This window comes from Pediococcus pentosaceus ATCC 25745 (assembly GCF_000014505.1).
GTDB classification, from domain to species: domain Bacteria; phylum Bacillota; class Bacilli; order Lactobacillales; family Lactobacillaceae; genus Pediococcus; species Pediococcus pentosaceus.
The window spans coordinates 719,346-742,386 of sequence record NC_008525.1 but is presented as its reverse complement, the minus strand read 5'-3'; the positions used below and the strand labels follow the sequence as shown (position 1 = coordinate 742,386).

23 protein-coding genes and 1 other annotated feature are annotated in these 23,041 nt (G+C 36.5%); of the genes, 3 read left to right on the top strand and 20 right to left on the bottom strand.

The window, feature by feature from the left end:
- Positions 1–38: 38 nt before the first annotated feature.
- The 17 genes from rpmI to ytpR form a co-directional block, all read right to left on the bottom strand.
- Positions 39–236 (bottom strand): 50S ribosomal protein L35, encoded by a 198-nt coding sequence (gene rpmI, locus PEPE_RS03430; protein ID WP_002833800.1) that lies wholly within the window; start codon positions 234–236, stop codon positions 39–41.
- A gap of 24 nt (positions 237–260) precedes the next feature.
- On the bottom strand, positions 261–761 hold the full coding sequence (infC, locus tag PEPE_RS03425) for a translation initiation factor IF-3 (RefSeq protein WP_002833799.1): 501 nt from the start codon (positions 759–761) through the stop codon (positions 261–263).
- Positions 762–802: 41 nt separating this feature from the next.
- Positions 803–930: a sequence feature (ribosomal protein L20 leader region), on the bottom strand.
- A gap of 69 nt (positions 931–999) precedes the next feature.
- Entirely contained in the window at positions 1,000–1,728 is a 729-nt protein-coding gene (locus PEPE_RS03420) for an LrgB family protein (RefSeq protein ID WP_002833798.1), read from the bottom strand.
- Between the two features lies 1 nt (position 1,729).
- The gene (locus tag PEPE_RS03415) at positions 1,730–2,134 is read right to left on the bottom strand and encodes a CidA/LrgA family protein (RefSeq protein ID WP_002833797.1); all 405 of its coding nucleotides are present in this window, start codon (positions 2,132–2,134) and stop codon (positions 1,730–1,732) included.
- Between the two features lie 228 nt (positions 2,135–2,362).
- Positions 2,363–3,094: a LytR/AlgR family response regulator transcription factor gene (locus PEPE_RS03410; protein WP_011673207.1), complete on the bottom strand. Its 732-nt coding sequence runs from the start codon at positions 3,092–3,094 to the stop codon at positions 2,363–2,365.
- A 5-nt stretch (positions 3,095–3,099) separates the two neighbouring features.
- Positions 3,100–4,839 carry a LytS/YhcK type 5TM receptor domain-containing protein gene (locus PEPE_RS03405; protein WP_011673206.1) on the bottom strand — a complete coding sequence of 580 codons (1,740 nt, stop codon included), beginning with the start codon at positions 4,837–4,839 and terminating at the stop codon, positions 3,100–3,102.
- 152 nt (positions 4,840–4,991) lie between these two features.
- Positions 4,992–6,938, bottom strand: coding sequence for a threonine--tRNA ligase (thrS, locus tag PEPE_RS03400; RefSeq protein WP_002833794.1), 1,947 nt, complete (start codon positions 6,936–6,938; stop codon positions 4,992–4,994).
- Between the two features lie 292 nt (positions 6,939–7,230).
- Positions 7,231–8,160, bottom strand: coding sequence for a primosomal protein DnaI (gene dnaI, locus PEPE_RS03395; RefSeq protein WP_002833793.1), 930 nt, complete (start codon positions 8,158–8,160; stop codon positions 7,231–7,233).
- 2 nt (positions 8,161–8,162) lie between these two features.
- Positions 8,163–9,533, bottom strand: a complete 1,371-nt coding sequence (locus tag PEPE_RS03390) for a replication initiation and membrane attachment family protein (RefSeq protein ID WP_002833792.1) — start codon at positions 9,531–9,533, stop codon at positions 8,163–8,165.
- Complete coding sequence (gene nrdR, locus PEPE_RS03385) at positions 9,534–10,007, bottom strand: transcriptional regulator NrdR (RefSeq protein ID WP_002833791.1); 474 nt, start codon at positions 10,005–10,007, stop codon at positions 9,534–9,536. It abuts the gene before it with no gap.
- 31 nt (positions 10,008–10,038) lie between these two features.
- Positions 10,039–10,629 carry a dephospho-CoA kinase gene (gene coaE, locus PEPE_RS03380; RefSeq protein ID WP_002833790.1) on the bottom strand — a complete coding sequence of 197 codons (591 nt, stop codon included), beginning with the start codon at positions 10,627–10,629 and terminating at the stop codon, positions 10,039–10,041.
- A 4-nt stretch (positions 10,630–10,633) separates the two neighbouring features.
- Positions 10,634–11,461, bottom strand: a complete 828-nt coding sequence (mutM, locus tag PEPE_RS03375) for a bifunctional DNA-formamidopyrimidine glycosylase/DNA-(apurinic or apyrimidinic site) lyase (RefSeq protein WP_002833789.1) — start codon at positions 11,459–11,461, stop codon at positions 10,634–10,636.
- A 12-nt stretch (positions 11,462–11,473) separates the two neighbouring features.
- Entirely contained in the window at positions 11,474–14,137 is a 2,664-nt protein-coding gene (polA, locus tag PEPE_RS03370; protein ID WP_011673205.1) for a DNA polymerase I, read from the bottom strand.
- Between the two features lie 99 nt (positions 14,138–14,236).
- Positions 14,237–14,935, bottom strand: coding sequence for a Bax inhibitor-1/YccA family protein (locus PEPE_RS03365; RefSeq protein WP_011673204.1), 699 nt, complete (start codon positions 14,933–14,935; stop codon positions 14,237–14,239).
- A gap of 101 nt (positions 14,936–15,036) precedes the next feature.
- Positions 15,037–16,347 carry a UDP-N-acetylmuramate--L-alanine ligase gene (gene murC / locus PEPE_RS03360; protein WP_002833786.1) on the bottom strand — a complete coding sequence of 437 codons (1,311 nt, stop codon included), beginning with the start codon at positions 16,345–16,347 and terminating at the stop codon, positions 15,037–15,039.
- 41 nt (positions 16,348–16,388) lie between these two features.
- Entirely contained in the window at positions 16,389–18,305 is a 1,917-nt protein-coding gene (locus tag PEPE_RS03355) for a DNA translocase FtsK (RefSeq protein ID WP_002833785.1), read from the bottom strand.
- Between the two features lie 13 nt (positions 18,306–18,318).
- The gene (ytpR, locus tag PEPE_RS03350) at positions 18,319–18,951 is read right to left on the bottom strand and encodes a YtpR family tRNA-binding protein (RefSeq protein WP_002833784.1); all 633 of its coding nucleotides are present in this window, start codon (positions 18,949–18,951) and stop codon (positions 18,319–18,321) included.
- Between the two features lie 82 nt (positions 18,952–19,033).
- Between ytpR and PEPE_RS03345 the strand changes: the two genes are divergently transcribed.
- The gene (locus PEPE_RS03345; RefSeq protein WP_011673203.1) at positions 19,034–19,360 is read left to right on the top strand and encodes a PepSY domain-containing protein; all 327 of its coding nucleotides are present in this window, start codon (positions 19,034–19,036) and stop codon (positions 19,358–19,360) included.
- Between the two features lie 56 nt (positions 19,361–19,416).
- Here PEPE_RS03345 and trmB read toward each other — a convergent pair whose 3' ends face one another.
- From trmB to PEPE_RS03330, 3 genes are read right to left on the bottom strand one after another with little or no spacing between them, the layout of a single operon-like run.
- Positions 19,417–20,055, bottom strand: coding sequence for a tRNA (guanosine(46)-N7)-methyltransferase TrmB (trmB, locus tag PEPE_RS03340; RefSeq protein WP_011673202.1), 639 nt, complete (start codon positions 20,053–20,055; stop codon positions 19,417–19,419).
- A 15-nt stretch (positions 20,056–20,070) separates the two neighbouring features.
- Positions 20,071–21,270, bottom strand: a complete 1,200-nt coding sequence (locus tag PEPE_RS03335; protein ID WP_002833780.1) for an ABC transporter permease — start codon at positions 21,268–21,270, stop codon at positions 20,071–20,073.
- Positions 21,263–22,000 (bottom strand): ABC transporter ATP-binding protein, encoded by a 738-nt coding sequence (locus PEPE_RS03330; protein WP_002833779.1) that lies wholly within the window; start codon positions 21,998–22,000, stop codon positions 21,263–21,265. The genes PEPE_RS03335 and PEPE_RS03330 overlap by 8 nt, the downstream gene beginning before the upstream one ends.
- Positions 22,001–22,137: 137 nt before the next feature.
- Between PEPE_RS03330 and PEPE_RS03325 the strand changes: the two genes are divergently transcribed.
- Both PEPE_RS03325 and PEPE_RS03320 read left to right on the top strand, forming a co-directional pair.
- Positions 22,138–22,569 carry an HIT family protein gene (locus PEPE_RS03325; protein ID WP_002833778.1) on the top strand — a complete coding sequence of 144 codons (432 nt, stop codon included), beginning with the start codon at positions 22,138–22,140 and terminating at the stop codon, positions 22,567–22,569.
- Positions 22,570–22,571: 2 nt separating this feature from the next.
- On the top strand, positions 22,572–22,937 hold the full coding sequence (locus PEPE_RS03320; RefSeq protein WP_002833777.1) for a hypothetical protein: 366 nt from the start codon (positions 22,572–22,574) through the stop codon (positions 22,935–22,937).
- Positions 22,938–23,041 lie beyond the last annotated feature (104 nt).

The window sequence follows — 23,041 nt, the reverse complement described above, 5'->3', positions numbered from 1 at the left end:
TCACCCGAAGGTCATTTGTTCTAAATTTAAATTCTTAACTAGATGTTTGAAAGTAACTTCTTGTAACGCTTTACGTTAGTACTGTCCATCATGTCTGTACCACGTAATTGACGACGTTGCTTCTTAGTCTTTCCATGGAAACGGTGACTTGTATAAGCATTTGCACTCTTAAGACCGCCATTAGCAGTTTTCTTAAAACGCTTAGCAGCAGCGCGGTTTGTCTTCATTTTAGGCATAATCTGTTCCTCCAGAATTTTAAATTATTTATCAGCAATTGGTGATAGCACAAGAAACATACTTCTGCCGTCCATCTTTGGATGAACCTCAACACGTGCGACATCTGAAGTTTCTTTAGCCATTCGTTCAAGTACCTTACGACCAATCTCTTTATGAGTGATGGCACGTCCCTTAAAACGAATTGAAACACGAACTTTATCACCTTTACTCAAGAACTTAGTAGCGTTTTTAAGCTTAGTATTAAAATCATTTGTATCAATTGTAGGACTCAAACGAATTTCTTTAATGCTGACAGTCTTTTGCTTTTTACGAGCTTCACGTTGTTTCTTTTGTTGCTCGAATCGATATTTTCCATAATCCATAATCTTGGCAACGGGTGGCTTAGCCTTTGGGGATACGACTACGACGTCTAAGTTAGCTTCCTCAGCCATACTAATTGCTTCAGCCTTAGTTTTAACTCCCAATTGATCACCGTTGACACCAATTAAGCGGACTTCTCTAGCCCGAATGGTTTCATTTACCATTATATCGTTTGCTATGGTTCTTCACCTCCAGGAAAATTAGCGAGAATGCAGAAAAGCGGATGGCATACGCCACCCGCTTTGTTTGGATAATTAATTAGTATCCATTCAACGTTCTTTAGCCCAGCAACTTAAGTTACAAGGCGAGAAGCGGTGGCTTCTGCTTTTTCTCAACGTTTATTAGAATACCAAATTCTATGTCTCATGTCAACTAAAGAAACTATTTGTTTTATCTTTTATTTCAAAGGAATAAACGAGCGTAAATCGGTACTAAAATATCCATCGCTAATGCAACGATTACTACTGAAACAGATGCCATGGCTCCTTGAATTGAACCCAACTGCACTGCCTTAGCAGAACCAACTGTATGCCCAGATGTACCTAAACCTAAACCTAACCCCACTTTTGAAATTTCTTTAAGCTTGAAAAATTTAATAAGAAATTCTGCAAGAGCGTAAATAATCACAGCATTTATGATACAAACCATGGCTGTTACGGCAGGGTCACCTCCAATGCTCTTAGCTATTGGCATTGCCACCGCCGTTGTAGCGGCTTGAGGTAACATTGCTGCAATGGAGACTTTTGATAGTCCAAATAGTTTTGAAACCATATGAATACCGAAAAGTGAAATAAATCCACCCACAAATAAAGTTAATACTACATCTATCCAATATTTTTTAAATATATCATTTCGACGATAAAGTGGAATAGCAAAAGCAATGGTCGCTGGATTTAAAAACCAAAATACTATATTACCACCCGGTAAAAAGAATTTTTTATAGACTTCCACAGTTGTAGAGCCAATCCCTTTCGCCCATAATGCCAAAATAAAGATTCCTAAAACAACTCCCACCAGTAACGGTGTAAATAGGAAAAAGCCTTTACTAATCTTAAAAAGCCACATCCCCAGTAAATATACCAAAAGCGATATGAAGATACCTGTAAAAGGTGTTGCCAAGGCTGCTGTCATATTAATCATCCCCTTTTCTATTATTTATTTTTTGATGTAATTTTATGAAAAACGATCCTACATACGTGATTACAACTAATAAAATAATGGTTGAAATGATTGTCACAATGACATCCTGTAAGCCTTCACGCTTAATTAAATCTAAGCTTCCTGCTAACTGAATTCCAGATGGTACGAACAAAAAAGCAATCAAACCAATCAATGAATCCCCCAGTTTTTCTACCTGTTCAAGCTTAATAATGTGCGTCGCTAATAGTATATATAAAATAATCATTCCAATTAAGGGTGTCGGAACTGCAAAACTAGGCGGAAATAACTGCGATAGTAATTGTGCTACAAATAAAATTGCCATAAATATTCCCATTTGAATAAGGATTGGTGTTTCTTTCTTCCCATCTTTTTTCATTTTAGCTTCCTCCCTACCTTTATGGATCTAATACTGTTTATCACAACCTTATTTTAAGCTATTAGCTCATTTATGTTAGCGCTTTCACATAAAGTGACCATTTTTTGCTTCAAAATGCCATACAGTTCGTGTTAGTTACCTTGGTTTTTAATTAAAAAATCCTCAACGATTGAGTTGAGAATTTCTAAGAATAGGTATGAACTTATTCTACAATTTATAAATATTAGATCATCCAATTCCTAACACTTTTTTAGTTTTAGCAACATATGATCTACTAACCGTAATCTTGGTTCCATTTATTAATGTTAATTCATAAGTATGATTAAAGCTGGGTTGAAACTCCAAAATCATATCTAAATTTACTAGAAAACTTCTATGTACTCGTAGAAATTGTTCTGGATCTAACTGCTTTTCAAGGTTAATCAACGTTTGTTTGCTTGAGATTAATGGTAAATTTTTAGTATAAATTAATACATTCCCATTTTGGGCTTCTAAATAAAGAATATCGCTCTTTTTAATAATTATCGTTCTTTCATCAACTGTAACTGAAAGTCGCGGATTTTTACACATGTCACTATTAACTAATGCCTCTGGCTTTTTTAAAATTCTATCAACTCGTTTAAGCGTTTCATCAATACGATCTTTTTCAAAGGGTTTTAATATGTAATCTGTAGCATTAACGTCAAATGCATCTAAAGCATATTGATCGTAAGCCGTGGCAAAAACAATATATGGACGTAGTTTTTCTTCCTTTTTCAAGAATTTTGCAAATGACATCCCATTTCCATCATCAAGTCTAATATCTAAAAACATTAGATCCGGTTGATCCGTCATTAATTTTTGTTTAGCTTCAGTGACTCCTTCTGCTTCACTAACGCTATCTACTAACGGATTATTCCTCAATAAAAAATCAAGTTCACTTCGAGCTAGGGGCTCATCATCAACAATTAATATCTTCACTATCTTTACACCTGTTCCTTATATGGAATTTGGATTACCACCTGGGTTCCATTTTGATCACTGCTTATTTTTAGTTCGGCATCTTTACCATAAAGACCCATCAAGCGCACATTAAGATTTTGTAATGCCGTTCCACTCCCACTTACAGAACTTACCGTCTGTTTTCCTAATTTATCAATAATACTTTTATCAATCCCTTGCCCATTGTCAGTAATTTCAATTTTAAGTCTTTGTTTAATCTGTTCAACATTAATTGAAACTATATTGCCCTTTTTTCGACTATTAAAGGCATGCTTAAGGGCATTTTCAACAATAATTTGGATGCTAAATGGAGGTATCATTACATTTTCCGAAACCTTCTGGTGAAACAAAATTTCAAATCGATTTGGAAAACGTGTTTGTTCAAGCATTAAATAGGCTTTAACATGTTTGAATTCTTGATACAACGGAATGGTTGTTTCTCTAATCCCCGTTAAATTTGCCCTAAAATAAGTACTGAGTTGGATCAGTAATTCACGTGCTTGGTCACTGTCGTACCGCATAACTGCCACAATTGTATTTATCGCATTAAAGAAAAAGTGCGGATTGACTTGCGATTGGAGAGATTTTATTTCGGCATCCCGCACTAATTCTGATTGATGCTCGATTTCTCCTAACATTATCTGCATTGCTAATATTTCTCCCAGCCCTGTTCCTAATTGAATTTCCACTGGACTTAATCGCCATTCTTCTACATAGTAGAGTTTCAAACTACCTACTGCTTTACCTTTAATGATTAAAGGTACTACGACGGCCGAGTGTAATGGACAACTTTTTACAGGGCAATTAATCTCATGAGCATTATTTCCAATTTGAACTTCACCCAATTTAACCGCCTCTTCAGATAATTCCGTCAAGATAGAAGCACCTGTGATATGGTGATCACTTCCCATCCCCGCAAAAGCCAGAATCTTAGATTCATCTGTAATACCAACCGCATCAAAATTTGTATATTCCAATATTAAACTAGCAGCCTTTTTAGCGGCTTCTTGATTTAACCCTTGACGAAAAACTGGCAAAGTTTTTAAAGCTAACTGAAAAATTGATTTAGTTTGGGTAGCTTGAGTATCAACTTCCTGCCGAAAGTAAAGCGTGATAATTGATAAGAAAACCGAAGTCCCTAAAGCACCTACTAGCATCATTGGTATTGCAATATATTTTACCAAAGTCCAACCTGTCGGACTAAATAGTAAAATAAACAGCATTTGGATTGCTTCCATTAAAAGTCCTACTAAAAAACCATCAAACACTTTCATTGTTGCAAAGCGATGTTGTTTTTTCTTAGCAAAAAAACCGGCTAAAATTCCAATTATCATCGAACTGGGAATATAAAAAAGGGCGTCGGTTGTTAGCGACTCTTGCAACATTCGGTGAAGTCCAGCGACTAAGCCTACTCCACCCCCAACCAGCGGCCCGCCAATAATTCCTGAAACTGTAACCGTTAAAATTCGAATATTAGCTACAGAATCTCCAGGGGTAACATTCTGCAGAAGGGATTTGAATTGAATGCTATTATCAGGTCGAAGTTCAACACCAATTAAATTTGCTACAATCGTAAAAATAGAAAAAATCGCAAATAATTGGAAAGTTGTTGACCAATCTTTTCGAAAAAGTAATTTCCTAAATTGAGGAATATTTACTAGAAAAAAAGCCAAAATAATAATTAATCCAGCTCTTTCAAACAAAAGTACGGTTAAATTTAACATGCCTACTCCTTACATTAATCATTCTAAAACTACCATTCTTAATCACAATATAATTATAAGCCTTTCAACGGTCATCCCTTATTAAAGCCTACAAAAAAATAGGATTTTAATGATATTCACACCATTAAAAATCCTATTTTAATTAAACTATTTTAGTCATTTTCGCGACTGTAACTTTCAATTTCACGAACGATATTGTTGATAAAGTCAGCACTAGCTTCATTCTTAGAATCATCTTCACCGTAGTGACGTACACTAACGGAGTTATTTTCTAATTCATTATCACCAACAACTAAGATATATGGAATCTTTTGAGTTTGAGCTTCACGAATCTTATAACCCATCTTTTCATTACGGTGGTCAACTTCAACTCGAATGTCTTTATCGACCATTTCTTCACGAAGTTTATCGGCATAAGCACCATGTAAATCATCTTTAACAGGAATGATTGTAACTTGCTTAGGAGCTAACCAAGTTGGGAAAGCACCCTTATACATTTCAATCAAGTAAGCCGTGAAACGTTCCATAGTTGAAACTAATCCACGGTGAATCATTACTGGACGATGTTCTTCCCCGTCAGCCCCAACATAATGTAGGTCAAATTGCTTTGGAAGCATAAAGTCTAATTGAATTGTTGAAAGTGTTTCTTCATTTCCAAGGGCTGTCTTAGTTTGAACGTCAAGCTTTGGACCGTAGAATGCGGCTTCGCCTTCAGCTTCAACATAATCTAAGCCAAGATCATCCATAGCAGCTTTCAACATAGATTGTGACTTGTTCCACATTTCATCATCGTCAAAATACTTTTCAGTATTAGCAGGATCACGATAACTTAGGCGGAATGTGTAGTCAGTGATATTGAAATCACGATAAACTTCAACCATTAATTGAAGAACTTTTTTAAATTCAGCTTGAATTTGGTCTGGAGCCACAAATGTATGACCATCATTCAACGTCATTTCACGAACTCGCTGTAATCCAGAAAGAGCACCGGATTTTTCGTAACGATGCATCATCCCTAATTCAGCAATCCGGATTGGTAATTCACGATATGAACGAATATGGTGCTTATAAACTTGGATATGTGAAGGACAGTTCATTGGACGGAGTTCAAGCATTTCGCCATCACCCATGTCCATTGGTGGGAACATGTCTTCACGATAGTGTTGCCAGTGACCAGAAGTCTTATATGCATCAAGGTTCATCAATACTGGAGTGTAAACATGTTGGTAACCATGCTTAACTTCCTTATCAATAATGTAACGTTCAATGGAACGACGAATTGTAGCACCATTTGGCATCCAGTAAGGAAGTCCTGCACCAACCTTAGGGTCAACGAAGAACAAGTCTAAATTGTTTCCAATGACACGGTGGTCACGTTCGTGAGCTTCCTTTTGGCGTTCAAGTTCTGCTTCAAGATCTTTTTGTTTGTAGAAAGATGTTCCGTAAATCCGTTGGAGCATCGGATTACTTGACTTACCTTCCCAATAAGCACCTGCAACTGACAACAACTTAACGGCTTTCATATCTGAAGTGCTAAGTAAAGCAACGTTATCACTAACAATTATTTTTCCATCAACGTCATAAACACTAACTTTGCCATTTTTTTCGTTACGCTTAACGATTTTAGCTTGGTATGGGTCACCATCAACGCTTGCTAGGGCTTCTTCTACACTAATTTCACTATGCTTTAAGCTAATCTTAGATTTAATAATGTCCTTCATCTTATCTTCGATTGCTGGTAATTGGTCAACTGAAATTTGTTGATCAACCTTATCTGTATCAACGTAAAAACCATGTTCTCCGTTGCCAATCTCACCAAAATGAACTCCAGGATAGATGCTTTCGATAGCACTAGTCAAAACTAAGGCTGCCGAATTCCAGTTAACGATGTTACCATCTTCTGAATCTTTTGTGACAATTTCGATTTTTACGTTTTCGTTAATAGCTTGGTCCAAACGAACCAAGGCACCGTTAATTTTCCCAGCAACAGCTTTTTTAGCAAGGCTAGTACTGATTGACTTAGCAATATCTAAAATTGAAACGCCTTGTTCAAAAGGTTTTACACTGCCATCTGGAAATTCAATATTAATTTCTGTCATAACACTCTCTCCTTAAATTTATGTACAAAAAAAGTCCCTGGTATAAAAATACCAGGGACGTGATTGTCATTTATTATTCACGCGGTTCCACCCTAATTGTAGACAGTTAAAAAACTATCTACCACTCGATTAAAAGCCATAACGGTGGCAACCGAACTGGGATTGCGCCCAGCCTCTAGTCAAGTGGGAAGTTTTAAGTGCATCGCTTGCAGTCGCGGCTCCGCTCCCTGAATTAAAAACTACATGTTTGACTGTGATTTATACATTTATTCTACCTATTTTTGATTGTTTGTCAATCCTGTCGATGATTTTTTCCCGTCATCGAGACTTCCTCACTCAAAAATTTAATTCGTTCCATCAATCTTTTCGCTTTTAAAGGTTCTGCTTCGCCTCTCTGATTGACTGTTAGATGTTCTCGCTCTAATTGGTCCATTGAAAAATTAGATGTAAAAAATGTTGGTAATTCTTCTTGCATTCGGTATTCAAGAATTACTCCCAATACGTCATCCCTAATCCAAGAAGAAATACTATCCGCTCCAATATCGTCAATTACCAAAATCGGAGCTTTTTTAATCGCATCGATTTTAGTTTGAATCGTATTAGAACTTCCAATCGCATTTTTTAATTCAACAGCTAAACTAGGAAAATGAACAATAGTTGTCGAATATCCTTCATCAGCCAAAGCGTTCCCCATTGCGCCCATTAGATACGTTTTTCCCACACCAAAACTTCCCGTCAAATACAAACCCTTATGCCAATCTTGAGGGCGTTCTAAATATTCGTTTACAAACGCTAAAGTTTTAGCCAAAGCGTCTGTTCGTTCTGGTTCCTGATAGTATCCCTCCAATGAAGCATGACGGATTAATTTAGGCATACTAATCGATTTAACTAACGCTTTTCGATGACGTTCTTGTTCTAATAAATGAGTCTGTTTCGTGGGCACATACTCAATATCAATCAAATGATTGCTTAAGACTAATTCTGGCTGATATCCCGGTAAAAAGGTTGCTTGGTTATTTTTAATCTTATTTCGTTCTGAAACAAATTCATACAGCTTAGCCGCTCCACGTTCGATAGCTTCCTTGGATAGTTCGTCTTGATGCTCCTCGCAAAAACTAATCACTTCTGGATCAGAATACACTGATTTCATCACGTTATTAAAACGCTGGTCGAGCTTTCTTTTGCTCATTAATTCTTGCAAAATTTCTCGGACATTTTCCATGACTATCCCTCCTTGCCTCTAGAACGAAGTTTTTTAAGTTGTTCATTAATTTTTTTAGTTGTTTCTGGATTAACTTGCTTGGGTTCTTTAGTCTTAGCGGTCTCCGTAGCCCATTCAGGTAAGGTTTCTCTTTGAATCGTACGCCGATTTTTCGAATAATTATTGTTCGTATTTTTCTTTTGTTCTTGGCGTTTACGAATAAATTCTAAAGCTTCCACTGGAGTTTTAATTTTATTTTTAATCCAGTCATTGGCAATTGCTTCCACTAAATTTTTATTTAACGTAGGTCGACCCTGATCAACAATAAAATAGTAAACTAAAAAGTTTATCACACTAATTGGCATTAACCCTTTACCAACTAAATCTGTGATAATTCTTTTTTCTGCAGCAGTTGTAAAGCCCCCTGCTTGTGCTTTCAAACTTTCAATAAATGCGTTGGGTGACATAGCATAGGTTGCACTAATAATGGCGCGTTCTTCTGTAGTAAGTTTAGCTAGCGCATTATTCGGAATTGACTCGTTTTTAGGCTGAGAATTCCCATCATCTTTAACCGGCGTCTGCCCATTATAAGCGTTCAAAACTCGTGACTTTAATTCTTTAGGATCAATTTTGTTATCTTCATAACTCGTAGAGGCTTTGATTAACTGAGCCATTTCGCTTTCATTAATCCCATAAATAGTCTGTTCAACCATAATTAAATGTTCATTTTCTAGCAAGCTCTGATGATCTACAAAACTAGAACTTAGCATTTGCGCAAGTAATTTAAAATCAAAATCTTGGTTAATAACTTCTGTATCAACTTCATGCTCGGTTTCCGATAAACTTTTCTGAACCTGATTAATTGCATCTGGTTTATTTATTACGCTACTTCCCAATTGAAAATAGTCGCCCAGCTTTTTGGAAACATCATAAAATTCGTCCTGACGCACGTGCTGCTTAATCAGTCGATGACTCAGCCGATCGAATTCACTTTCGCCAATCACGCCCAGCAATAAAGCACTCAAAGTGTCATCTTTAAAGAATTTAACGGGATCGGCTGGAGCTTGGAGTGCATACAAAAATAAACTTCGACGATCAATTTTTCTCTGATACGTTTTTAGTAGACCTAGTGCTTCTAAACGTCCTCGTGCCTCAACTATCGCTGGTAGATCGATTCCAAGCCAGTTTAAAAGGATTGTATGTGTGTACTGTTCTGAGATCGATTTGGTTTCCTGACTCATTTCCCACAAAACCATCATCAAACTATATGCATCTGAGGTCAACAATGGACGATATAGTGTCGTCAATGAACGTTGCTCAAAATCAGTAATTTGACGTTGGCTATCAATTATAAATGAATCATGGGGTGCTAATTCACTCATCTCAGTTGCCATCTACTCTTTTTCCTTTTCTTCGTCTTTTTTCATCATATCTTGCAGCTCATCTAAAAAGACATGCATATCTTTAAATTGACGGTAAACACTAGCAAAACGAATATAAGCAATCTCATCTAAATCTACTAAAATATTCATCACATATTCGCCAATAATTTGACTTGAAATTTCGCTCTCACCTAAAGAACGAACCTTATTTTCAACCTTATCGACCATATCCGTCATCTGTTCCATGTTTAAGGGCCGTTTTTCAGCTGCTCGTACAATCCCTTTTAAAATTTTATCTCGATCAAACTCTTCTCTTGATCCATTTTTCTTAATAACTAGTAATGGTGTTGCTTCAACACGTTCAAACGTGGTAAATCTAAAGCCACATTTTTCACATTCTCTTCTTCGTCGAATAACCCGACCTTCATCGGTTGGTCGACTATCAACAACTCTTGATCCATTATTTCCACAGTGTGGACATTTCATTTCGTTTCACCTCGCCGAATGCTTCGGAAGCTTAGAATAAATTCTTGTCAACAAGCCATTTTACCACTTGACTTCGTGTCTCTTCAATTGTTCCACTGGTATCAATCACAATATCAGCTTTTTTTACCTTTTCTTCGATAGGCATCTGAGCTTGAATTCTTTTTTGAGCGTCAATTTCATTTAAACTATCACGTTGCATTAAACGTTCTACTTGAATTTGAGCACTAGTTTTAATGACCATTAAATAATCAACCATTTTTTCATATCCTTGCTCAAAGAGCACCGGAGCATCTAAAACTACTACCTTACTTGCGCTAAAAGTGTCCAATTGTCTTACTATTTCGGTTCGAATATAAGGTTGCACAATTATATTTAGCTTTTCCAATTGTCTTTGATCATTGAATACAATTGGTCCTAGTTTTCGACGATCAATATTTTGATTTTTATCTAGAATACTTTCACCAAAAGTATCCATCAATTTCACTTTAACTTCATCAACTGTTAAGATTTCGTGTGCAATTTGATCAGCATCAACTACCGGAATTGCTTTAGATTTCAAAAATTGGCTAATCGTCGTTTTACCCATTGCAATCCCGCCAGTTAGACCAACTATCACTGTCATATCACTACCTCAAAACTTGGCAATGGGGGCAAAAATGGGTCCCACGTTGTGCCACTTTAATCCGTTCAATGGGTGTCCCGCATCGCTGACACGGCAAACCTTGGCGATGGTATACATGCAACTGGTTTTGAAAACTTCCCGCATGACCATCCGCATTCAAATAAGAAAAAACCGTCGTTCCTTTAGCTTCAATCGCCAATTGCAACTCTTCAAAAATTGATTCACGCAAAATTGCAATTTCTTCATCAGTTAAAGTATTAGAAATCTGCTGAGGATGAATTTTGCTTAGCCACAATACTTCATCAGCGTAGATATTGCCTAAACCAGCAATCATGGACTGATCCAATAGAAAACTTTTCATTCCACGTTTTCGATTCCGTAGCTGATGGGTTAAATATTCTAAGGTAAGGGTCTCAGGCGTTGGTTCTGGTCCAATCGTTTTTAAACCGCCCACTTGTAATTCCTCACCCGTGGGTACCAAATTCATCCTACCGAATTTTCTAGTGTCGTTGTACCGAAGATCTTTTCCATCATCAAGCTCGAAAATAACGTGATCATGCTTGCCATACTCTTCACGACGATCAACTACAGAGTATTTACCCTCCATGCGAAGATGAGAAACCATCGTGTAATCTCCACTAAAATCAATTAATAGATATTTACCGCGTCGTCGAACATTAAGAATTTTTTTACCCTCTAGTTCTTCTGCAAAAATTTCCGCTTTTGGTGAGACCATTTTTGAATAACGTACTACAACATTAGTAACTATTTTTCCTTCAACTAAGGCTGCTAGGCCTCTACGAACTGTTTCAACTTCTGGTAATTCAGGCATACTTCTCCCCCGTTATTTAGCGTCGTACCACGTATTTCCCCAAGCTGCTCCAACTTTAAGTGGAACATCCAATTTAACTGCTGAGTCCATAACCTTCGGTACTAATTCTTTCATTAACGTCATTTCTTCATCCGGAACTTCAAAAATCAATTCATCGTGCACTTGGAGTAACATTCTACTCTTCAAGTTACGCTTTTCTAATTCATTTTCCATATCGATCATCGCAATCTTAATAATATCAGCAGCACTACCTTGAATAGGCGTATTCATAGCGGTTCTTTCCGCAAATGAACGTAAATTAAAGCTAGACGAATTAATGTCTGGTAAGTAACGTCGACGGTGCGCAATTGTTTCTACGTAGCCTTGTTCTTTAGCTAACTGAACTGATTCATCAATATATTTTTTTACACCAGGAAATTCCTTAAAGTATGTTTCGATAAATTTCTTGGCATCTTTCCTAGAAATTCCAATGTTTTGGGACAAACCATAGTCACTGATACCATACACAATTCCAAAATTAACTGCTTTAGCTTGACGTCGGATATTAGGAGTTACCTCGCTAGCATCCTTTAATCCAAATATTTTAACTGCAGTTGTAGCATGAATATCTTCGCCATTTTTAAATGCTTCCTGTAAATTCTGATCACCTGTAATATGTGCTAATACGCGTAATTCAATTTGTGAGTAATCCGATGATAAAATATGCCACCCTTCACGAGCTGGAACAAAGGCTTGGCGAATCTTCCTACCCTCTTCAATGCGCACCGGAATATTTTGTAAATTAGGGTCAATGGAAGATAGTCGGCCCGTTTGGGTCAAAGTTTGTACATAGGTTGTATGCACTTTTTCATCAGTCGTATGAATTACTTTTAAAAGCCCATCAACATAAGTTGATTTAATTTTTGAAAGCGTACGGTAGTTCAAAATATTATCAATAATTGGTGACTCGCCTTGTAATTTCTCTAAGACGTCTACCGCAGTTGAATACCCTGTTTTAGTTTTCTTAATGATTGGTAATTTTAACTTTTCAAACAGCACTACTCCGAGTTGCTTGGGCGAATTAAGATTAAATTCCTCTCCCGCTTCGTTGTAGATATTGGTTTCAATTTCACTTAAGCGTTCAGTAAACTCGCTTTGCATTTGATTTAAGCGGTTGCGGTCAACTTTAATACCGCTAATTTCCATCTTGGCTAATACAATTGCGAGTGGTAATTCAATATCCCAATATAAATTATTTTGTTCATTTTTTACTAATTCTTGGTCCAATTGTTTACCTAAAAAGTTAATAGCTGCTAATTTACGTGCAAGGTGGTTAAACAATTCTGTTTGCTCTGGAACCGCACGCTTAGCGCCTTTGCCATAAACATCATCGTCTGTATCAATCGCATCGTAATCATGCTCATGAGCAAGTTGACCTAGGTCATTAGAATTATCATTAGTATCTAACAAATACGATTGAAGCAATATATCAAAGTTAACCGCCGTTAGCTTAATCCCTAGTCGATGTAAGCCAACATACGTCCGCTTACTATCAAATACATTTATCTTAATTTTGGGATCTTCCAAAATAGCTTTGATTTTTGAATTGTTCAACAGTTCTACATCATCACTAACCCAAATGTTATCGGCATTTCCGATCACAAATCCCGTAAAATCAGACAAATGATAGTTTTTGTCCAACATTTCCAAATAAAAATCAATTTCACCTTTTAATGATTGGAGTTGTTCCACGTTGTCCTTATTTAAAACGTTAAAAACAACCTCTTTTTTCACGGCCTCAACTCCATCTTGAGTTGCCGTTTGATCTAATTTACTTAAAAAGGACTTAAAGTTCATTTGGTGGTAAAATTCTCTCAAATATTCTTCGTTAATACCGGCATACTGCACATCATCGAGACTAATTTCTATCGGTGCATCCCGTCTAATAGTTGCTAGATCTTTTGATATGAAAGCATTGTCTCGATCTTCAATCAAATGCTCCTTCATCTTGCTAGGTTTTAATTCATCAAGATGCTCATACAAATTCTCCAATGAATCAAATTGTTTTAACAACTTAATGGCCGTCTTTTCACCAACTTTAGTTACTCCAGGATAATTATCCGATGTGTCTCCAGCTAAGCCTTTAATGTCAATAATTTGTTTAGGTGTTACGCCTAATTTTTCTTCGACATACGCTGGTGTGTACTCTTCTACTTCGCTTACCCCTTTTTTCGTAACGGCGACGATTGTTTTTTCGCTACTCAATTGGGTTAAGTCACGATCTCCCGTAACCACAACTACCGCATAATCTTGGGCTTCAGCTTCTTTAGCAAGTGTTCCAATAATGTCATCAGCTTCATAATTAGGAAGCTCGTAAGATTTTATTCCATATCCTGTAAGTAATTCACGTAAATAAGGCATTTGCTCTGATAGTTCAGGTGGTGTTTTAGACCGACCACCTTTATAATTATCAAATTTTCCATTTCTAAAAGTGGTTTTACCAGCATCGAAGGCCACCAAGGCCGCTGTCGGCTGGTATTGTTCTAAAATACTATCTAACATTTTGTTGAAACCAAAGATTGCATTAGTATGTAATCCATTTTTATTTACAAATTTACTTAAAGAATTATGTAACGCAAAAAAAGACCGAAAAGCAATACTATTTCCATCAATCAATAAAAGTTTATCTTTTGCCATAATTTCCTCCGTTTTCTATCCTCTTTAATGATACCAAAAACCGAAGGTCAACGTGAAAAAGATTGACCTTCGGTTTATTTGTATTTATAAAATTTTTATTTAGTCTCGATTCCATCCAAAAATAGTTAAGAAGTATTGGAAGAGGTTAATAAAGTCTAGATATAGGCTAAATGCCCCTTGGATTGCAAGTCCAGTCTCAGAAACTTGGTCACCATAGTTCAGGTAAAGACGTTTCATAGTTGCAGTATCATACATTGACAAACCCGCAAAAATCACAATTCCAATAATTGAGAAGAAGAAAGTTACGGCTGAACTGTGAAGGAAGAATAAATTAATCACTGAAACTACCACCATCGCAATCAATGCCGCAATTAAATGGTTACCCATCCTTGATAGATCACGCTTTGTGGTTACTCCCATCACACTCATTACAATGAAAACCGATGCTGCTGAGAAAAATGCCCCCGCAATAGTAGCGGTACTATAAAGCATAAAGACACTCGACAACGTAATTCCAAAGAATGCCGAAAAGGCAAATAGCATTAAGAAACTAACCGTTGGATTCTGCAAGGCCGCCTTTTGTCCAAAAATCATAAACAAGAACAAAGCAACAAAAATTACCCAGATACTCATTCTTCCTTGAGAAAGGAAAGTCATTACGGCTGGTCGCCAGATTGTGGTTCCTAGGTAAGCAATCACTCCAGAGAAGGCTACAGCAGCTGCCATCCATCCGTACATCTTTGTTAGAAATCGATTTAATCCTATTTCTGTATTAATAACATTTGGTCTTTGATCCAATCTAATTCCCCCATTCGATTATTTACCACATTGTAACAAGAAGCTACCCAAATGGCTAATGTTATAGGTCAAAATTAGTCAAACAAATCAAAACTTAATAATTATTTAAATAATGCCTTATAAGCATTTTCGTACTTAGTAATATCTCCGGCCCCCATAAAGACCAATACCGCATCGTGTAAATCACTAATAGCCGATAAATCATCTTGATGAATCAATTTGGTATTATTACCAATCTTATCTGCTAAGTCTTGTGATGAAACAGCCCCGGCATCTTCACGTGCAGAACCAAAAATTTCAGTTAAAACAACTTGATCAGCTAAACTTAAACTCTTGGCAAAGCCATCCATCAAAGCGGCAGTTCTTGAGTAAGTATGTGGTTGGAAAACAGCAACAATTTTTTTATCAGGAAATTCTTGGCGAGCTGCATCTAATGTCGCCTTAATTTCAGATGGATGATGTGCATAATCATCAATTAAAATATTATCAGCAACTGCTTCCTTAGAGAAACGACGTTTAACACCTTGATAAGTTAAAAGTTCTTTTTGAACTAGGTCCAAATCAACTTTTTCAAAGTATGCTACTGCGATTACAGCCAAGGAATTTAGCACATTGTGTTCACCAAAAAGGTTAATTGTAAATCGACCTAACTTTTCACCCTTATGGATTACATCAAATTCAGAACCCGTGGTTGTTCGACTAATATTGGTAGCTTGGAAGTCATCATTTTCCTTAGTTCCATAATAGTAAACTGGAACAGATGTATTGATTTTACGAAGGCTTTCATCTTCACCCCAAGCAAAGATTCCCTTATGAACTTGATCGGCAACCTGCTGGAAGGCACTTTCAACATCGGCGAGATCCTTATAATAATCTGGATGATCAAAATCGACGTTAGTCATAATCATATAGTCTGGATGGTATGCAATAAAATGACGACGATATTCGTCAGCTTCAAAAACAAAGAATCGTGCATCTGGAATACCCTTACCGGTTCCATCACCAATTAAATAACTAGTCTTGTCTAAACCACTTAAAACGTGAGCAAGCAATCCTGTTGTACTAGTCTTACCATGCGTTCCTGCAACACCAATACTAGTATATTTGTCTAGCATTTGTCCCAGAAGTTCATGGTAACGAATTACTTTTAGACCCATTGCTCTAGCTTTTTTAATTTCAGGATGTTCATCAGTAAATGCATTTCCAGCAATCACCGTCAAGCCTTCACGTAGGTTGGCTGGATCAAAAGGTAATATCTTAATCCCAGCAGCTTCTAAGCCCTTTTGTGTAAAGGTATATTGCTCAATATCTGATCCTTCTACTTTGTATCCCTCGTCATGCAAAATAAGTGCTAGGGAACTCATCCCTGACCCCTTAATACCGATAAAATAATAAGTTGAATCTTTATCCACCTTTACCACTCCTATAATTAAATTGTTTTTAGTTTACCACACTACACTTCGTTATTGTTTCCATCATAAAAAACTTCCCGTGGTTTTGAACCACGAGCTTCCGAAATATATCCTGAAGCCTCAAGTTGATCCATAATGGTTGCTGCTCGGTTGTATCCAATTGAAAACATTCTCTGTAATTTAGATGTTGAGATAGTTTCCTCATCCGCTAAGAATTCAAGTACATTATCCATTAATTCGTCTTCGCTATCCAACTCTTCACTTTGGACTTTCAACTCATTAGGATTGAAAGTATATTGTGGCGCAGCCTGTGCTCGGACAAAATCAGTAATGTCATCGATTTCTTCATCAATAAAGGCCCCTTGTAGACGAACCGGATTACTCTTTCCATTTCCAAGGAACAGCATATCTCCTCTTCCTAAGAGTCGCTCTGCCCCTGAATGATCCAAGATTGTTCTTGAATCGACTTGACTGGATACCATAAACGCTACCCTTGTTGGAATATTATTTTTAATCAATCCGGTTACTACGTCCACGCTAGGTCGCTGGGTTGCAATCAATAGATGAATCCCAGCTGCCCGTGCTTTTTGCGTAATTCGTACAATGTAATCCTGTACTTCTGAAGAAGAAACCATCATTAAATCAGCTAATTCATCGATAATAACTACAATGTACGGCATTTTATTGGCGTAATCTTGGGCTTTTTCGGCCTTTTTATTATATTGCTCAATGTTGCGAGCACCTGCAGCCGCCAGTCTTTCATAACGCTCATCCATCTCTTTGGTAACCCATTTTAAAGAAGCCGATGCGGCCTTAGGATCTGAAATAACTGGAGCAAGCAAATGTGGCAGTCCATTGTATGGCGCTAACTCAACCGTCTTGGGATCAATTAATAGTAGTTTCAACTCTTGAGGAGTCGCTTTGTATAACAACGACACCAAAACACTGTTAATAAAAACACTTTTACCAGAACCAGTGGCACCAGCAATCAGACCATGCGGCATCTTGCGAAGATCATAAGTTTGAGGTTGACCAAACAAATCAACTCCCAAAGCCACGGTTAATGGTGACTCACTTGCTTTAAACTTATCTGAACTAATAATTTCACTTAAAGGCACTGGTCGAGGATGCAAGTTAGGTACTTCAATCCCCACGGTATTTTTACCAGGAATTGGAGCCTCAATTCGAATATCCTTAGCTGCTAACTGCAGCTTTAAATCATCCGTTAAATTCGTGATTTTATTGACTTTAACTCCTCGACCGAGTTCAATTTCAAATTGAGTTACCGTTGGACCCACAGTCCAATTTACAACCTCAGCATCAACATCAAACGCTAATAAGGCATCATTCAATCTTTGAATTTGATCATTAACCCACTCGTCCGTATTATCAGTGTCAATTACTGGATTAGGTAATAAATTCAAACTTGGAAATTGATACCCGAATTCATTAGTTTCACTTCGTTCAAATGACTGCCTTGGATTTTCTTCCAGCGGTTGCTCTTCAAAGTGATTATTATTTTCAATTGGGACAGCTTTTTCAACCATCGTTTTCGGTACGTTTTTTTCTATCACCGGTGTAATATTTTCATCAAGTTCATGATGACTTTTCTCAAGCTGGTGTCGATGCTTAATTTCATGCATAACCTTTGCTGGACGTTTCGGTGCCTCATATTTTGTACGGGGCATTCTAAAACGAGGCTGTCGATGCTCAGTTTTCTCTACCACTTGTTTAGTTGGTTCAGGTGTATCTTTAGCCAACGTTGGTTGGATGGGATCTACCGCCTGCGATAATTTTGCTTGGGAAATGGTCTCTGGAACCTGTTTACGCCGTTTAATAGCAGGGGTAAAATCCTCATTTTTTAACTTCGAAGTTTGGTCTTCTTGAATATTTAAACTTGGATTATTAAAATCTACGCCTTTTTTTCGAAAAAAAGCAGGCCCATCATATTTAACCATCTAAATCCCTTCTTTAATCAAAGATATGATTACCTTTTTCAAAATCAAATGCTTCACCTACAACGAAATCATCAGGTAAAATTAATGCTCCCTTCTTCTGAGGTGCATTATTTAAATGCAATTCTCTTCCAGAGGAAATCATTCCATTACTTTCAACGCCACGAAGTTCGCCTGGCCAAATAATCATTCCATCTGGCATGATTGCTCCCACCTTAGCTACTACTACCTTGATATTGTCGGTCATATTAGGTGAACCACTAACAATTTGCAAAGTTTCACCATTATCCACCTCAGTTTCAGTAATTAACAAATGATCTGAATCTGGATGTGGTTTAGTTGATTTCACGTAACCCACGACAAATTTTGGACGTTCATCTGCTACTAATTCAGCTTCAAAACCATTAGCAGATAATGTGGCATTAAGTTGCTTTACTTGTTCTTGAGTCAAAGTAATGGGACCCTTACCATTGATTTCAAAAATTTCGCTAACATTTAAGAAATTAAAACCGGTGGTTTCATTTGTTTTAGCATCGGCAATTCGAACTACGGAGCCTTTTTGTTCAATTTTTGCTTCCTCAGCATCTGGACGAATCATCGTAATTAGGATATCTCCCATGGTTTCTTTATTATAACTAGCAATTAACATTATTTTCTCCTTAAAATATATACTTTTTAATTCTCAAAACCTTCTTACTAATGTTAGAATTAGTAGAAAAGGAAGTGGTTTCATGTCATCTAAATCATCTGCATTACTCGGTTTAACGCTTACCGCAATCGGAACTTTTGCGCTGGGTTCATTAGTTACATATCAAATCAAGGAACACCGCAAAGTAAGACCACAATCTGCCTTAGCTCGGGTACGACGTTCTTTTGAAGACGATGGCCCCATTGAGGGCGCTTGGATTGAATCAAAGCCGTCTCCTCTTAATCGCTATGGCCTTAAAGCTTCAGTTTATTATGGTGGAATCACCAAGTACGAAAACAATGAACTTATTCAGTACGAATTTATCGCAGATGCCTATACTGGTACCATTATCGATATTTATCGTCGATAATAGCAAACTAATAGAGAGTCTGAGGAAAAATCCTCAGACTCTTTTTATTTTTCACTTTAGAAATGTGCTTTTAATTTGTAAATTGGCTGGCCTTTAGCACTGAATTTATGTTCATATTCAGTTTCAACGTTATCTTCATTTTCTTCACTATTGTGTAAGTCTAACCAAACGCCTTCAAAAGTCATTCCATAGTTATTAAGGCTGTAAAGTGAATATTCGAATAATCCTTGATTATCCGTTTTAAATTCAACTTCCCCATTTTTAACTAAAATTTGTTCATAAACTTTCAAGAAAGTCTTAAAGGTTAACCGGCGTTTTTCATGACGTGTTTTAGGCCATGGGTCTGAAAAGTTAAGGAAAACTTTGGAAACCTCACCATCTTCAAAATAATCCGTAAGTTCAGCGCCATCAGCATATAAGAATTGCAAATTGGGAATTTCTTCCTCCAAAGCATTTTTTAAAGCAATGGCAATTACAGTCTTTTGAATTTCAATTCCAATAAAATTGTATTGAGGATATTTTTTGGCCATATTAATAATGAATTGACCCTTACCCGTTCCTACTTCAATAAAAATTGGTTGTTCTTTTTCAAACCGCTGGTTCCATTGACCCTTGAACGCTTGGCCCTTTTCAACAATCTTTTCTGGATGAGCCTCGATTAACTCCGGTGCCCATGGTTTATTTCTAACTCGCATAATTACCTCTTAAATTTAATTTAATTTTTTTATATAACGTGGTATGAACCACTTGAGTAAAATCACTGCAACAATCCCCTGTGTTACCACCGATGCAACTAAAAAGTTCCATGATAAGTTACTTATCAGTCCAATTAATGTTAAAAATATCGCGCTTATAAGTATGATTCTTTTCATAACAGATAACAAGTCTTTTTCTGCTGCATCTGGGCTAACAGGATAGATCTTAATAAATACATTTTCGTGAACGGGACGATAAATGTCTACCATTTGGATAACCATTAAATAGATTGTTAGTCCACCAACAATTACCTTTAACGGAATCTGCTGACTATAACCTTCAATAACCATCCCTAATAGTAATAGACGTAACATCAAACTCCCTTGATTACCGCTCCGAATCATTATTCTAGGATATAAATAAGTAAACAAGGTTGGTTTCCCAGATAAAATATGAACCAAGCCATCCGCATATTTTCGACGTTTAACTTCTGCACCAACCTGCTTGACGTTGGTAAACAAGCTGAAGAAATGATACAAGCGCTGCATTCGACTATTCTCTAAGTCAATTGCATAATTCCAGTTAAACCGCTTAGTTTTGAAAACCTGATTCAAAAGTACAACTCTAAAAATCAAATTAATCGCCATTAATATTAATCCACCCATCGGACTAAACCAAACACCTAGTCCTACAGCAATCAACATCACTACCAAATGAAACCACATTTGTGAAAGGCTGGTATCAAAGTATAGAGTTTGATATTTTCTCAAGACATTTGCCATACTTCCCAAGAAAATAGTAACCGTAATGGCTACCGCCGCTTCAACATGGTGATATTCCAATGCTAACAATGGAAATAAAATAATATTACCAATCAAAGTTGGCAATACCACTGAGATTAATGATCTTTTGACCGATTTCCCTAAATATTGATGAATATCTTTTTCTTTAGGAACCAAGAAAACTTTATCCGGCAGCTTTAGTAGGAGGACAGGGTTACCTAGTAAAGTTAGCAAAACGCCTCCAATTAAAACTAAAGGTTTGATATACCAGGTTCCTGGATGGATTTCTTTTAACCAATTCGAATATGCTAAACCAATTCCACCACCGAAAAATAGCAACGCTAAAATCAGATGATCATTCAATACATATTTTAAATATCGCATGACCATTTTTTGATATTGCTTAGTTCGACTGTTCCATAACTCATTCATCGCGCTCACCCTTAGCAATTGTTAAATAAATATCATTTAAACTAGAGTTCGGTAAATTAAATTGTTTCTGAAAGTCAGCTAACGTTCCAACCGCTTTTAATTCACCTTCATTTAAGAGAGCAAAGCGATCACAATACTTTTCAGCGGTGTCTAAGACATGCGTAGACATTAGAATGGAAGCTCCTTGTTGCTTTTTTTCATTAATCACCTTTAAAAGGTCATCAATTGCTAGCGGATCCAATCCTAGAAAAGGTTCATCGACTACAAATAATTCTGCGTCAGTAATAAAGGCACAAACAATCATCACCTTTTGACGCATCCCCTTTGAAAAATTAGCTGGGAACCAGTCTAGCTTATTCTCTAATCGAAAGGTTTTTAAAAGTTTATGAGCTTGCTGCCATGCCTTTTCTGAATTCATTTCGTAAGCCTTAATCGTTAGTTCAATATGTTCCTTCAACGTCAATTCATCATATAAAATAGGTAATTCCGGAATATACGCAAGCTTGGTTTTATATTGAGTAGGATTCTGTTCCAAATCAATTTCATCTAAAATAATTTTACCCTTCATAGGACGCATTAATCCAATGACATGATTGATTGTAGTTGATTTTCCTGCTCCATTTAGACCAATCAATCCTAGTAATTCACCATTTTTAACTTCAAAATTAATATCTTTTATGACTGGCGTTTGTGTGTAACCGCCCGTTAAGTGCTCAATTGATAGTGTCAAATTTAAATCCCCAATCGTCTAAAAAAGATTTTGAAAATCTCCATAAATTATAACATATCGGTCTTTAACCATATTGCTATGATGATACATTCCCTCCTTTTTCATGTATAATTAATTATAAATTGGAGGTAGAAATAATGGATGAAAATTGTGTATTTTGTAAAATAATTACTGGCGATATTCCTAGTTATACTGTATATGAAGATGACGTGGTTAAAGCATTTCTTGATATTTCTCAAGTAACACCTGGACATACTTTGGTGGTACCTAAAAAACATGTTCCCGATCTTTTTGCCTATGATTCCCAGCTGGCAGCAGACGTCTTCTCCAGAATTCCTAAGATTGCGACGGCCATCAAGGCTAGCAATCCTGACATTAAAGCCATGAATGTGATTAATAATAACGGCGAATTAGCCTATCAGAGTGTCTTCCACTCTCACTTCCATTTGATTCCACGTTATACCAAGGATGATGGTTTCAGCATGACCTTTACTGATAACACCGATAAATACAGTTCTGAGGAACTTCAAAAAATCCAAAAAAAGATTACTGATCGTTTAGGTGATTAATTATGGCAAAAAAAACTAAGAAGCATTCATGGTTAAAGTGGTCCATCGGAACTTGGGCTGGTTTTAAAGGTGTCGAATATCTTCTTAACCATCCCCATTTCATCCGTGATTTTAAAATATCGATGAAGGAATACTTTACCAATTTAAGTGAATTTGTTGACTCACTTCAAAGTTTAAAGGCTAACTCGGCTCAACTCCAAGTTGAATTAAAAAAAGCTGAGCGAACGGTCAACCAAATTACTAAATCGGTGGATCGCTTTGAATATAAACTCGACCCTCGCATTGAAAAAATTAATGAACTAAAAAAACACATAAATAGCGAAATTGATCATTTACAAGACCAAATCTTGGATAAAAAAAGAAAATGATTAAAACTTTTTCTAAAGATTAAAGTTGTTTTATTATCATCCATTTAGGTATGGTATGATAGGTTTTGTATTTAACAAATTAAATTGTTAGGATGTGTAGATTG